This window comes from Neisseria sp. P0001.S005 (assembly GCF_051963715.1).
On record NZ_JBQCTZ010000091.1, the window covers coordinates 1 to 14,312 of the forward strand.

The 14,312-nt window shown below is 49.4% G+C and carries 13 protein-coding genes and 1 pseudogene; 12 read left to right on the forward strand and 2 right to left on the reverse strand.

All coding sequences use genetic code 11. The annotated features are described in order from the left end of the window. From ftsX to ACTHSP_RS11785, 7 genes are all read left to right on the forward strand, one after another. The coding region (gene ftsX / locus ACTHSP_RS11755; protein ID WP_440346142.1) for a permease-like cell division protein FtsX at positions 1-852 on the forward strand (852 nt) is incomplete at its 5' end. A gap of 196 nt (positions 853-1,048) precedes the next feature. Continuing rightward, positions 1,049-2,302, forward strand: a complete 1,254-nt coding sequence (gene murA / locus ACTHSP_RS11760; protein ID WP_308887799.1) for a UDP-N-acetylglucosamine 1-carboxyvinyltransferase — start codon at positions 1,049-1,051, stop codon at positions 2,300-2,302. A 264-nt stretch (positions 2,303-2,566) separates the two neighbouring features. Next, positions 2,567-3,052: a hypothetical protein gene (locus tag ACTHSP_RS11765; RefSeq protein WP_049328770.1), complete on the forward strand. Its 486-nt coding sequence runs from the start codon at positions 2,567-2,569 to the stop codon at positions 3,050-3,052. Between the two features lie 81 nt (positions 3,053-3,133). Next, the gene (locus ACTHSP_RS11770) at positions 3,134-3,853 is read left to right on the forward strand and encodes a hypothetical protein (RefSeq protein ID WP_308887764.1); all 720 of its coding nucleotides are present in this window, start codon (positions 3,134-3,136) and stop codon (positions 3,851-3,853) included. Further along, complete coding sequence (locus tag ACTHSP_RS11775; protein ID WP_308887762.1) at positions 3,850-5,163, forward strand: lipase family protein; 1,314 nt, start codon at positions 3,850-3,852, stop codon at positions 5,161-5,163. The genes ACTHSP_RS11770 and ACTHSP_RS11775 overlap by 4 nt, the downstream gene beginning before the upstream one ends. A 126-nt stretch (positions 5,164-5,289) precedes the next feature. Next, positions 5,290-7,734: a methionine--tRNA ligase gene (gene metG / locus ACTHSP_RS11780; protein ID WP_440346143.1), complete on the forward strand. Its 2,445-nt coding sequence runs from the start codon at positions 5,290-5,292 to the stop codon at positions 7,732-7,734. Positions 7,735-7,757: 23 nt separating this feature from the next. Next, on the forward strand, positions 7,758-7,952 hold the full coding sequence (locus ACTHSP_RS11785) for a hypothetical protein (protein ID WP_049328774.1): 195 nt from the start codon (positions 7,758-7,760) through the stop codon (positions 7,950-7,952). 109 nt (positions 7,953-8,061) lie between these two features. Here the strand turns inward: ACTHSP_RS11785 and rsgA are convergent, their stop codons facing one another. Further along, on the reverse strand, positions 8,062-8,928 hold the full coding sequence (gene rsgA, locus ACTHSP_RS11790) for a ribosome small subunit-dependent GTPase A (protein WP_308887760.1): 867 nt from the start codon (positions 8,926-8,928) through the stop codon (positions 8,062-8,064). 151 nt (positions 8,929-9,079) lie between these two features. Here rsgA and ACTHSP_RS11795 point away from each other — a divergent pair, with 151 nt between their 5' ends. The 5 genes from ACTHSP_RS11795 (at position 9,080) to ACTHSP_RS11815 (ending at position 13,925) form a co-directional block, all read left to right on the forward strand. Next, positions 9,080-9,697 (forward strand): tellurite resistance TerB family protein, encoded by a 618-nt coding sequence (locus ACTHSP_RS11795; RefSeq protein WP_049328449.1) that lies wholly within the window; start codon positions 9,080-9,082, stop codon positions 9,695-9,697. A gap of 99 nt (positions 9,698-9,796) precedes the next feature. Then, a complete protein-coding gene (locus ACTHSP_RS11800) occupies positions 9,797-10,717 on the forward strand; it encodes a patatin-like phospholipase family protein (RefSeq protein WP_049352487.1) in 921 nt (306 codons plus the stop codon). Positions 10,718-10,825: 108 nt separating this feature from the next. After that, positions 10,826-12,682: a ribonuclease catalytic domain-containing protein gene (locus tag ACTHSP_RS11805; protein WP_440346144.1), complete on the forward strand. Its 1,857-nt coding sequence runs from the start codon at positions 10,826-10,828 to the stop codon at positions 12,680-12,682. 135 nt (positions 12,683-12,817) lie between these two features. Further along, entirely contained in the window at positions 12,818-13,045 is a 228-nt protein-coding gene (locus tag ACTHSP_RS11810; protein WP_308887758.1) for an exodeoxyribonuclease VII small subunit, read from the forward strand. Continuing rightward, a complete protein-coding gene (locus ACTHSP_RS11815; RefSeq protein ID WP_440346145.1) occupies positions 13,029-13,925 on the forward strand; it encodes a polyprenyl synthetase family protein in 897 nt (298 codons plus the stop codon). Before ACTHSP_RS11810 ends, ACTHSP_RS11815 begins: the two co-directional genes overlap by 17 nt. A gap of 214 nt (positions 13,926-14,139) precedes the next feature. Here ACTHSP_RS11815 and ACTHSP_RS11820 read toward each other — a convergent pair. Continuing rightward, a pseudogene (locus ACTHSP_RS11820) lies at positions 14,140-14,312 on the reverse strand (transposase); the annotation flags it as partial.

Here is a 14,312-nt window from a genome sequence, read left to right on the forward strand (position 1 = left end):
CGCCAACCCATCGGCACGCTGCTGACCCTGCTCATGCTTGCCGTTGCCATGACCTTGCCGCTGTTTATGTATTTGGGTATCCAAAGCGGGCAAAGCGTATTGGGCAAACTCAACGAATCGCCACAGATTACGGTTTATATGGACACTGATGCAGCAAGTTCTGATGCCGATACGGTGAAAAACCTGCTCCAGCGCGACAGCCGTATCGATAAAGTCCGCTTTATCAGCAAGCAGGAAGGTTTGGAAGAATTGCAAACCAATCTCGACCAAAACCTCGTTTCCATGCTCGATGGCAACCCATTGCCCGACGTCTTTATCGTTACACCCGACCCTGCCACTTCTCCGGATCAGATGCAGGCCATCTATAAAGACATTACCAAACTGCCGCGCGTCGAATCAGCAACCATGGATACCGAATGGGTACAGACCCTTTATCGTATTAACGAATTTATCCGCAAGATTTTGTGGTTCCTCTCGCTGACTTTGGGCATGGCCTTTGTCTTGGTCGCACACAACACCATCCGCCTGCAAATCCTCAGCCGCAAGGAAGAGTTGGAAATCACCAAGCTGTTGGGTGCGCCCGCTTCCTTCATCCGCCGTCCTTTCCTTTATCAGGCAATGTGGCAGAGTATTTTCTCAGCCGCCGTCAGCTTGGGCTTGTCGGCTTGGCTGCTGGCCGAAGTACGGCCGCTGGTGGACGCGATTTTCAAACCCTACGGTCTGAACATCGGCTGGCGTTTCTTCACATTTAGCGAAGTGTCGCTGGTATTCGGCTTCGTCATCGCGCTGGGCATATTCGGCGCATGGCTGGCCACCACGCAACACCTCTTAGGCTTCAAAGCCAAAAAATAAGCCTTGGCAAACAGGCCGTCTGAACCATTCAGACGGCCTGAAATCTTATCCTTTCGCAACTTAAACAAACCTTGTGAAAATTTAATACTGCCAAATCTAACAGCAAGGGCATAATCCCTTATAATTGATGGTCTATTATCCATCTCATTTCATTTGTGCGGCATAAACCGTGCAGACAAATAACGAAAGACATCCTGTGGACAAACTCAAAATCTCTGCCAACGGCCCCCTCAACGGCGAAATCATCGTATCCGGCGCAAAAAATGCCGCCCTGCCGCTGATGTGTGCCGGTCTGCTGACTTCCGGCACTTTACGCTTGAAAAACGTACCCATGCTCGCCGACGTCAAAACCACCCAAAAACTGCTGCAAGGCATGGGCGCACGCGTTTTGACCGACAACATCTCCGAATTTGAAATCAACGGCGGCACCGTCAACAACACCTGCGCACCTTACGAGCTGGTAAAAACCATGCGCGCATCCATCTTGGTTTTGGGCCCGACCCTCGCCCGCTTCGGCGAAGCCCAAGTCAGCCTGCCCGGCGGTTGCGCCATCGGTTCGCGCCCGGTTGACCAACACCTCAAAGGCCTCGAGACCATGGGTGCGGAAATCACCATCGAACACGGCTACGTCAAAGCCAAAGGTCGTCTGAAAGGCACGCGCGTGGTGATGGATATGATTACCGTCGGCGGTACGGAAAACCTGCTGATGGCGGCGACCCTCGCCGAAGGCACAACCATCCTCGAAAACTGCGCCATCGAACCCGAAGTCGTCGATTTGGCGGAATGCCTCGTCAAAATGGGCGCGAAAATCAGCGGCATCGGTACATCAACCATGACCGTCGAAGGCGTGAAAGAGCTGCACGGCTGCGAACACAGCGTCGTTCCCGACCGCATCGAAGCCGGTACCTTCCTTTGCGCCGTCGCCATGACCGGCGGCAAAGTCGTCCTGCGCAAAGCCGCGCCTAAAACCATGGAAGTCGTTTTGGACAAACTCGTCGAAGCCGGCGCCATCATCGAAGCGGGCGACGACTGGATTTCCATCGACATGCAGCAACGGCCGAAAGCGGTAAACATCCGCACCACCGAACACCCTGGCTTCCCGACCGACATGCAGGCGCAGTTTATGGCGATGAACGCCGTTGCCGAAGGCGACAGCCGCGTCGTCGAAACCATCTTTGAAAACCGCTTCATGCACGTTCCCGAACTCAACCGCATGGGCGCGAACATCACTACTGAAGGCAACACCGCCTACATCAAAGGCGTGGAAAAACTCTCCGGCGCCGTCGTGATGGCAACCGACCTACGTGCCTCCGCCAGCCTCGTTATGGCAGGCTTGGTCGCAGATGGCGAAACCATCGTCGAACGTATCTACCACCTCGACCGCGGCTATGAATACATCGAGAAAAAACTCGGCGGCGTAGGCGCAAAAATCGAACGCGTACGCGGTTGATTCCATACGCAGCCGATAAATAAAAGGCCGTCTGAAAACAAAATCTAGCAAACACGCTATGCTTGTTTTCAGACGGCCTATCTACTTGTGAAATAAAAAGCAGGTAACTAAGATAAGAAATAGGATTTTTCGATTAGTAAACACTCAGAAAACCCACCTTCCAATCTTTTCAAAATTAATCTGGTTTATATAAACAGCATCATTAAAGCAGTAGAAAAGCCGATAATTATTCACTACTAATCCTCCATATAATCAATATACATTATGAATGATTCATCACACACAACAAAGAAACGGATAACCCGTTATGGCCATAAACTATGTTTCTTTATTGCCATTTTCATTTGGATTTGTTCCTTATTTCAAAATGTATTTACTTTTGGAAAAGAAGGACAATATGAGGGATTTTTTGTTCTAATTATTGGAACAATATTTGGACCTGGTTTAGGACACATTGGATATTTTGCTGTTTATGCAAATTATATTTGGTTCATTTTAATATTCATATCTCTTATCCGACCGCAAGCAAAAAAATTTATCTTTACTTTGCATGGATTATTATGGGTTGTGGCGCTACTTACATTTACCTTAAACGAAGTAATTGTGAATGAAGCAGGAGGACATGCAAAACCAACTTACGGATTAGGATTGTATTTATGGTTTACAGCGTTTTTATTGACAACCATCGCAGAATTTCTAAAACAGCGTATTTATCAAAATTTGAAAGAAAATACAAAAAGAATAAAGTAACAACAAATACTCCTGTATACTTTGAATTACTCCTGTATACTTTGAATCAAGATTCAAAATCTCATTGTAGAAGGAAGCCTTATGAAACCTTTTATCTTGCTATTCGGTCTCTGTGCCGCTTTATCATTAACCGCCTGCAACAAGGAGAAAAACGTGTACGAAGAATATGGCTTTAAAGAATCGGATTTCCCCACCTATAAACTGCCGAAAGGAGATGCTCCTCCAAAGGATGTTAAAATTAACCCAAACCGTAAAGAACATTATCAAGCTGTGGTTAAAATTAAAGATGCGCCTCTAGCTTTCCAAATTGTGACGGGAGATGAACTTTACCAATCGGAAAACTGCAAATATGTAACCAATCGTTGGGTAGGTGCGACAACGTGGCCTCAATACCGAAAAAAACTGGAGATGACTAAAATTGATAATAATACATATGCTACAGACTTTTATTCGGATACTCCTTTAGATGAAGATTACTATGGGGAAGGCGTATGTAAATGGCAGTTTTTAAGTGCTGCCATAGTAATGGAACCAACAGGAAAAGATAAGCGAGAAACAGCTTTGATTGTCCGTATTGATTCGGAAGATTTAAAAAAACTGACTGAGGAAAATCCTGAATTAAAAGTAACCAATCATTATGAAAAAAACCTTTATCCCATAGCAACCGAATTTCAAGGTAATGGTTCAATTGATAGCGGATATTCTGATAGAGGTATTGAAAGTTGGCATAAAAATGTGGCGGATTATAAACCGGATTCTCTTTTTACAGTTGAATTAACATTAAGAAAGGTTGAAAAATGAGAGCATTGAATAGTCAGGATTTTGCCCTGCTGTCTGATCACATTTATGGGAAGAAAGATGAAAACGGCGAAAAAAAACTGGTTTTTGATAACGAAAAAAATAAAGAAATAACTTTAAACGGTATTAAATATGCTGTTGAAAGAATCAGCGACAATCCCAAAAATGGTTATTTTGGTGCCATTTACCGTCGCTTAGATACCAACGAGTTAGTAGTCGTCCACAGAGGTACAGAGTTTGAAACACGCCAAGACCGAGAAGCCGATATGCGTATGGTTAAAAGCCATACCAATCCTCAGTACAACGATGCTAGAGCATTAACTGAAGTGGCGAATGCAATGGCAAAACATAACGGGGCAAAAATCTACCAAACCGGTCACTCCTTAGGAGGAGCACTTGCCCAGTTATGTGGCAATCGCTATGGTCAACGCACTGAAACTTTTAATGCCTTTGGCGCAGCAGGCTTGAAAGAAGCCCTTCCAATCAACCCATTAGCGGACAGATTAATCATTAATCACCGTATGGGTGGAGACTATGTCTCATCTGCAAGCAATCATTTAGGCAGAAGTATTTTGTATACTACAAAAAACGAAGTAGATAATCTGCGTAAAGGTGGTTTTGCCACACAAGATACTTCGGATGACAACTTTTTGGCTAACAAGTGGAATCTTTACTCATCTCATGCTATAAACAATTTTACCCCTGAAAAGGGATTATCTGTTTTATCTCCACATTCTCCAGCTCATCAACTGGCTGAAGAAAATATGGCTATGCTGAGCAGATTTAATAATCTAGTAAAAGAAAAAATTCGTCAATCACCACAATCATTTGAAAAATATATTAACTGGGCGGACAAATTTATTGCAGAAAACCAACCGCAGTATTCAAATCCATATGAACAACAGGATCGTCCTCAATACGCCTTTTTAGATCTGCAAATAAATGCTAGCAAACTACAAAACTTTTCCCCTGAAAATCAAAAGTTCTTCAATACTGCAATGGTGCACCTAACGACGTATCATAAGACAAACAATCTGCCTATTGATGAGAAAAAGCTGCAAAATTCCGCGATGGCACTTACCGCCTTGGCTCAGTCAAAAAATATCACTGATCTTACTTTATTTAGTGTAAAAAACGACCAGTATCTAATCGGGAACCGAAATCCTACATTAAATCTTGCCTCTATGGATATAGGACTATCTGCATCTATTCCCGTGGAAAAGAGCTTTAATCAAATTCAGCAAACGGCTGAATATGAAGAGCAACAGAAACAATTAGCGCAATCTCAATCGCGTGGAATGAGCATTGGGTAACAATCTTTCTGCCAAGTCTCAAAAGGCCGTCTGAAACACCAGCAATCGGGTTTCAGACGGCCTTTGCGTATTGTTTTGCGGTATAATTCCCGATATCTTTATCCATTGTTTTTAAAAGCACAAACCATGACACGCAAAATCCTTGTCACTTCCGCGCTGCCGTATGCCAACGGCAGTATTCACCTCGGCCACATGGTCGAACACATCCAAACCGACGTTTGGGTGCGCTTCCAAAAACTGCGCGGCCACGAGTGCCACTACTGCTGCGCCGACGACACCCACGGCACGCCCGTGATGCTTGCCGCGCAAAAACAAGGCATCGCGCCTGAAGACATGATTGCCAAAGTGCGCGAAGAGCACCTCGCCGACTTTACCGGTTTCAACATCGGCTACGACAATTATTACAGCACCCACTCCCCTGAAAACAAACAGTTTTCCCAAGACATTTACCGCGCGCTGAAAGCCAACGGCAAGATTGAGAGCCGCGTCATCGAGCAGCTTTTCGACCCCGAAAAACAAATGTTCCTGCCCGACCGCTTTGTCAAAGGCGAATGCCCCAAATGCCACGCCCAAGACCAATACGGCGACAACTGCGAAGTTTGCGGCACGACCTATTCCCCGACCGAACTGATCAACCCGTATTCCGCCGTATCCGGTGCCAAACCCGAATTGCGCGAATCCGAACACTTCTTCTTCAAACTGGGCGAATGCGCCGACTTTCTCAAAGCCTGGACTTCCGGCAACAACCCGCACGACGGCAAGCCCCATCTGCAACCCGAAGCCCTCAACAAAATGAAAGAATGGCTGGGCGAAGGAGAAGAAACCACCCTGTCCGACTGGGATATTTCCCGCGACGCGCCGTATTTCGGTTTTGAAATCCCCGACGCGCCGGGCAAATACTTCTACGTCTGGCTGGACGCGCCCGTCGGCTACATGGCGTCGTTTAAAAACCTGTGCGACCGCATCGGCATCGATTTTGACGAATACTTCAAAGCCAACAGCCAAACCGAGATGTACCACTTCATCGGCAAAGACATCCTCTATTTCCACGCCCTGTTCTGGCCCGCCATGTTGCATTTCTCCGGCCACCGCGCCCCGACCGGCGTGTACGCACACGGCTTTTTGACCGTGGACGGACAAAAAATGTCCAAATCGCGCGGCACCTTCATCACCGCCAAATCCTATCTGGAACAAGGCCTGAACCCCGAGTGGATGCGCTACTACATCGCCGCCAAACTCAACAGCAAAATCGAAGACATCGATTTGAACCTGCAAGACTTTATCAGCCGCGTCAACAGCGACCTCGTCGGCAAATACGTCAACATCGCCGCCCGCGCGTCAGGTTTCATCGCCAAACGCTTTGAAGGTCGTCTGAAAGACGTTTCAGGCAGCGCATTGCTGGCAAAACTCGCTGCCGAAAGCGACACCATCGCCGAGCAATACGAAAACCGCGAATACGCCCGCGCCCTACGCGACATCATGGCATTGGCAGATGCCGTGAACGAATACGTCGATGCCAACAAGCCGTGGGAGCTGAACAAATTTCTGGAATCTCCGAAATACAAATGGAGATTTACTAAGAAAGACAATGCTAAATTAGCAAACTTACCTGACTTGAATGATGAACTTTTTACCAAACCAGTCATTATTAAAAATGATTTAGCTGATTTAAATAAATTTATTAATTCACTTCCTAAAAATAAAAAAGATATTTTCCAAAAAGAAAAAGAAACTTTCTCATTGGAAAACTATGAAAAAGTTAAAGAATCAATTCTAAGGTATTCACAAAAGGAAGGAAGAAAAATTCTCGAGGATTATAATAATGCCCCTAACCACAGCCCATACCCCCTGAGCTTAGAGGAAATTCAATCTGAAGATTTGGCGACTACTATTGCTGACTTATGGATCAATATTAAGGTACTGGATACGTATCATATATTAGATGATTTGCTGCACGAAGTATGCAGCGAACTCATCAACGCCTTCACCATGCTGACCGCCTACCTCGCCCCCGTGTTGCCGCAAACCGCCGCCAACGCCGCGCGTTTCCTCAATCTGGACGCGATTACTTGGGCAAACACGCGCGAAACCTTGGGCGAACACGCCATCAACAAATACGAACATTTAATGCAACGAGTGGAGCAAAAACAAGTGGACGATTTAATCGAAGCCAACAAACAAAGCATTCAGACGACCCCCGCGCCTGCCGCCGAAGAGAGCAAATACGAAAAAGTCGCCGAACAGGCCAGCTTTGACGACTTCATGAAAATCGATATGCGCGTCGCCAAAGTATTGAACTGCGAAGCCGTCGAAGGCAGCACCAAACTCCTGAAATTCGACCTCGATTTCGGTTTTGAAAAACGCATCATCTTCTCCGGCATCGCCGCGTCTTACCCAAATCCTGCCGAATTGAACGGCCGCATGGTCATCGCCGTCGCCAACTTCGCCCCGCGCAAAATGGCAAAATTCGGCGTATCCGAAGGCATGATCCTCTCCGCCGCCACGGCAGAGGGCAAACTGAAGCTCCTCGACGTTGACGCAGGCGCACAGCCCGGGGATAAAGTGGGCTAAGTATCAAATCTTAAGGAGAAACCATGTTAAACCTTTCCGCACCGGTACTTAAAGAAATTGAGTTGCTTCATGATGCAGGCTTATCGGTTGGCGCTATTGTTGCAGTGTTGCGTCTGAAGTTTCCGGTAGAGCTCCATGATCGGGAGGACAAGAAAATTGAAGAAGCCGTGCTTCTCATGATCAATCCGCCACGAAAAGCACCGTCTCTTTCCCGCTAAGGTAGCGATACCGGTTGAAAGGTAAATTTGGTTATACTTCAACAAAAGGCCGTCTGAAATTTTCAGACGGCCTTTTTATTTATCCAAACACTTAGTTTTCGTTAAAACTTTATCTCAACAATTCATCGGTAACGCGTTGCAGAAATTCGATGCGCTCGGGTCTGGCTTCGCCTGATTCGGCAGCGACTTTGACGGCACAGCCGGGTTCGGCGCGATGGGTGCAGTTGTGGAAACGGCACTGGCCGATAAGATGGCGCAGATCGGGGAAGTATTGCAACAGGTCGGCGGCTTGGAGATGGTGCAGGCCGAATTCTTGCAGGCCGGGGGAGTCGATGAGTCGGGTTTCTGCGTTTAAATCGTATAGTTGGGCGTGGGTGGTGGTGTGTTTGCCGGAGTCAAGCGCGGTGGAAATGTCGCCGGTTCGGGCGGCTTGGTTGCCGAGTAGGGCGTTGGTCAGGGTGGACTTGCCCATGCCGCTTTGTCCGAGCAGGATGTTGGTTTGCCCTTCTAAAATGGGACGCAGGATGTCGGCATTTTCCAATGCGTTGGTTTCAACCACGGAGTAGCCGAGGGTTTCGTAGAATTTGAGTTTCTCGCGCCATTGGGCGGTTTCGGGCAGGTCGGCTTTGTTGAGGACGATAACGGCGTTAATGCCGGCCGCTTCTGCCGCGAGGAGGGCGCGTTGCAACAGGGCCTCGCTGGGTGAGGGGCTCGCGGCAGTTACGATAAGGAGTTGGGTAACGTTGGCGGCAATCAGTTTGGTTTTCCATGCGTCTTGGCGGTAGAGCAGGCTTTCGCGCGGGAGGTAGTCTTCAATCACGACTTGTTCGCCGTTGATGGGGCTGATGCGGACTTGGTCGCCGCAGGCGAAATCGACGCGTTTTTTTCGGGTGGTGGCGTCATATGTTTGGCCGTCGGGGGTGCGGACAATATAGCGGCGGCCATAGCTGGTAATGATTTGGGCGGTATCGGTCATGATGGGGTTTATTGTTTGGAATGGTGTGATTGTACCGAAAGTCGGCTATGGCCGTCTGAAAACTTGTTTGCACCTTTTAACTTTCTTTGGCTTGGTTTTTTGGTGTTTCTGCCCTATATTTGCAATGTATTTGTTTTCAGGAGATTTTTTTATGGATTTCAGTCAGTTGCTCAATCAGGTTTTGGGTGCGGCTCAAAAAGGTAGCAAAGCGGTTGCGGACAGCCCGCTCAATTCTTTCGGCGGCGGCGCGTTGACGGGTGCTTTGGCATCAATGCTGTTGAAAAAGAAAAACACGAAGAAGCTGGTCAAGGCCGGCTCGGTCGCTGCTTTGGGTTTTCTGGCTTATAAAGGCTATCAAAACTGGAAACAAAACCGCCAGCAGGAAGAATTGCCGCAAAGTGCGTTCCAACCTGCCGGTCTGATTGGTGAAAACCACAGCCGTGTGATTTTGCAAACGATGATTGCGGCGGCGGCTTCAGACGGCCTGATTGACGATGCGGAACGCGCGGCCATTGAGCGTGAAAGCGGCAACGATGCGGAAATGGCGGCATGGCTGCAGGCTGAATATGCGCAACCGGCCTCTATCGAGCAAATTGCGGCTGCGGTCGGCAGCGACGAGGCTTTGGCAGCCGAAACTTATCTGGCGGCCAGATTGGTCTGCGCGGACTTGTCGCGCAAGGAAATCGTGTTCCTGAGCCGTTTGTCCCAAGCTTTGAATTTGGACGACCAGCTGGTCGAAAGCTTGGAAAAACAGCTCGAATTGGCTTAAGCTTGATTTAAAAGGCCGTCTGAAACCTAATTTCAGACGGCCTTTCGACTTAATTTCAGAGTAGAATAACCCTTTCGACATATTAAAGGCTGTCTAAACATGAATAAACTTTTTTCCACATTCAAAACGTTTTTAGCCACTTCATCCGTCTTGGTATTGGCTGCCTGTCCGAGTGGCAACGCGCCGCAATCCAAACCTTCTGCGCAGGGTCAAAATACGGTTTCGCGTCCTGCACCCAAACCGAAAGCCACAGTTGCGCTGGCTTTGGGTGGCGGCGCGTCCAAAGGCTTTGCCCATATCGGAATTATTAAGGTTTTGAAAGAAAACAATATTCCGATCAAAATCGTTACCGGTACATCCGCCGGCTCGATTGTCGGCAGTATGTACGCTTCGGGAATGTCGCCCGACCGCCTCGAATTGGAAGCGGAAATTTTGGGTAAAACCGATTTGGTGGATTTGACCTTGTCCACCAGCGGCTTCATCAAAGGCGAAAAACTGCAAAACTACATCAACCGCAAAGTCGGCAACCGCCCGATGCAGCAGTTCCCCATCAAATTTGCCGCCGTTGCGACCGATTTTGAAAGCGGCAAACCGGTGGTGTTCAACGTCGGCAATGCCGGACAGGCCGTCCGCGCTTCCGCTTCGATTCCGAACGTGTTCCAACCTGTCGTCATCGGCAACCGCAAATATGTAGATGGCGGCCTGTCGCAACCCGTACCGGTCAGCGCGGCGAAAAAACTGGGCGCAAACTTCATCATTGCCGTCGATATTTCCGCCCGTCCAGCCAAAAACGTCAACCAAGGCATGTTCTCCTATCTTGACCAAACCTTCAACGTAATGAGTCAAACTGCGTTGCGCCAAGAATTGGGACAAGCCAATGTGGTCATCAAACCACAGGTTTTGGAGCTGGGTTCGGTTGGCGGTTTCGACCAAAAACAACGCGCCATCCAACTGGGCGAACAGGCCGCACGCGCCGCCCTGCCTGAAATCAAACGCAAACTGGCGGCATATCAGTATTAATCATCCGCCGTTTGAACAGGCCGTCTGAAAGTATGTTTTTCAGACGGCCTTTCTTGTGCAAATCTGCTAAAATCACGCGTTTCCTACAAATCATAAAATCCTAAAAAAATGAATATCTTTTACGAAGAGTCCGGCCAATTCAAAGTTGCCTCCATCGTCCAAAAAAACGACGCCACCTATCAAGTCGATACCCAACACGGCAAGCGCACCAAAGTGAAGGCAAACAATGTCTTTGCCGAGTTTGACGGCGATATGGCGGTATTTTTGGAGAACGCGCAGGCACAGGCGGCGGACATCGACACCGATTTATTGTGGGAAGTATGCGGCGAAGAGGAATTTACCGCCGAGGCGATTGCCGAAGAATATTACGGTCATGCGCCGACTAAAACCGAGCTAGCGGCGACTTTGATTGCGCTTTACGCCGCGCCGATGTATTTCTACAAAAAAGCCAAAGGCGTGTTCAAAGCCGCGCCCGAAGAAACCTTAAAACAAGCGCTTGCCGCCATCGAACGCAAAAAACAACAAGACGCGCAAATCGACGCTTGGGCGGAAGCCTTGAAACGCGGCGAGATGCCGTCTGAAATCGCGGCGGATTTGAAAACCATCTTACACGCGCCCGACAAGCAGTCGCTGACCTACAAAGCCTTTACCAAAGCCGCCGACGAGCTGAAAATCTCCGCCTACGAACTGGCGAAAAAAACGGGCGGCATTACGTCCATTCCCCAATACCTGCAAGACGGGTTTGAAATCAAATATTTCCCCAAAGGAACAGGCTTCCCCGACCTTCCGCTTCCTGAAATGCCCGACTTGCCCAAGGCTGACGTTACCGCCTTTTCCATTGATGACGAATCGACCACCGAAGTGGACGATGCCTTGAGCCTGACCGACTTGGGCAATGGCATGAAACGCGTCGGTATCCACATCGCCGCGCCGTCGCTTGCCATTAAACAAAGCGACAAAATGGAAAAAAACATCATGGAACGCTTAAGCACGGTTTATTTTCCCGGCGGCAAAATCACCATGCTGCCCGAAAACTGGATCGCCGCGTTCAGCCTTGATGCAGGTGCATACCGCCCTTCCATCAGCATTTATTTCGATGTGGACAGCGAGTTCAACGTCGGCGCGCCAACCTGCAAAATCGAAGCGGTCAACATCGCTGAAAACCTACGCATTCAAACCATCGAGCCGCATTTCAACGCCAAAACCGGCTTGGACGAAGCAGGCGAAATGATGTTCGCCCACCATCAAGACCTGATTTGGTTCTATCAATTTGCCATCTCCTTGCAAAAAGCGCGTGGCAAATACGAGCCTGACCGTGCGCCGCAATACGATTACAGCATCGAATTGGATGAGGAAGGCAACGTATCTGTCGTCTGCCGCGAACGCGGTTCGCCCATCGATACGCTGGTCAGCGAGATGATGATTCTTGCCAACAGCACTTGGGCGCAAATGCTGGACGAAAACGAGCTGCCCGGCCTCTTCCGCGTCCAACCGGCAGGCAAAGTGCGCATGAGCACCAAATCCGAGCCGCACATCGGCATGGGCGTGCAGCATTACGGCTGGTTTACCTCGCCGCTGCGCCGCGCCGCCGACTACATCAACCAAAAGCAGCTGATCAGCCTGATCGACGACACTGCCGAGCCGCTGTATCAAAACAGCGATGCCGAGCTTTTCGCCGCGTTGCGCGACTTTGATGCCGCCTATACAGCCTACGCCGACTTCCAACGCCAAATGGAAGCCTACTGGAGCCTCGTCTATCTGCAACAGCAAGACATCAGCGAGCTGACGGCCACCATCCTCAAAGAAGACCTCGTCCGCATTGAAGGCCTGCCGCTGGTAACGCGCGCGACCGGTATTCCGTTTGACGCGCTGCCTAAATCGCAGGCATTGTTCAAAATCACCGAACTGGATGCCGAGAAGCAGTTTATCGCGCTCAACTATCAAAAAGCCGTTTTACCCGGCTGATAACGTTGTTCCGTTTGAAAAAAGGCCGTCTGAACTCAGAAACAGAAATCTTTGATTTCGTTTTCACCCCTGTTCAGACGGCCTTCATCATCTAAAAATGCTACAATTCCCCTTTTCTGCCCATCATTTCATACCATGAAAAAAAACGCCCCCCAATCCTTTGAAGAAGCCTTATCCCGCCTCGAAACCCTGACCCAGGCCATGCAAAGCAGCGAAATGCCGCTGAAAGACGCTTTGGCCGCCTATCAGGAAGGCAACGAATTGGTCAGATACTGCCAAACCAAATTGGCGGAAGTCGAGCAAAAACTGCAAGTATTGGATGCCGGCGAACTGAAGGAGTTGAACCTTGAACCCGGCGAATGAACTCAAAACATGGCAGCAAAAAGCTCAAGCGCAAACCGAATTGCTGCTGGCGCATTTTTTGCCGTCTGAAAGCCAAGTGCCGCACACGCTGCATGAAGCCATGCGTTACGTTACTCTCGGCGGCGGCAAACGGCTGCGCCCGCTCTTAGTGCTTGCCGCGTCCGAATTGGGCGAAGCAAACCAAAATGCCGTCGAGCAGGCCATGGCGTCCATCGAAATGGTGCACGTCTATTCGCTGGTTCACGACGATATGCCGGCGATGGACAACGACAGCCTGCGCCGCGGCAAACCGACCTGCCATGTGCAATACGATGAAGCAACCGCCCTTTTGGTCGGCGATGCGCTGCAAACCCAAGCCTTTGATGTACTGAGCCGTCCGACAGGCCTGTCTGCCGAGCGCCAGCTTGCCATGTTGTCCACGCTGGCCCAAGCATCCGGCAGCCTTGGTATGGCGGGCGGACAAGCCATCGACCTTGCCAACGTCGGCAAAGCCATGAATCAGGCCGAATTGGAACAGATGCACAGCCTCAAGACCGGCGCACTCATCCGCGCGGCCGTAGCCTTAGGCGCACTGTCCTGCCCGGACTTAACACCGGCGCAAATCCAAACCTTAGACCACTACGCCGCCAAATTGGGCCTGGCTTTCCAAGTGATCGACGATGTATTGGACTGTGAAGCCGATACCGCCACCTTGGGCAAAACCGCCGGCAAAGACTCGGACAACGACAAACCGACCTACGTCAAACTGATGGGCCTGCAGGCCGCGCGTACTTACGCAGAAACGCTGATTGCAGAAGCCGTTGCCCTGATCGAGCCATTCGGCGACAAAGCCCTGCGCCTGCGCCAACTGGCCGAGTTTGTTACCGCACGGAAAAACTAAACCTGAAAATAAATAAAGGCCGTCTGAAACCTGATTTTGGGTTTCAGACGGCCTTTTTAACAGCCTGAGACCTTTGCAAAAAAGCCTTTCCTCCAACAGCCGAAATCCAAACACAGGTTTTCGGCTGTTTTTGTTTCAAATACCCACTGATTCTACTCAAATACCCCCTTAATCCCCCTTGGATACCTGATTAATCAGGCATCCGGACCGCCTTTTAGGCAGCAACAGGCACACTTAGCCTGTTGCCGCTTTCAACAGGTTTAAACACATCGCCTTCAGATGGCTTTGCGCACTCACTTTAATCAGCCCGAAATAGGCTGCCCGGGCATAGCGGAATTTACGGTGCAGCGTACCGAAGCTCTGTTCGACCACATAACGGGTCTTCGA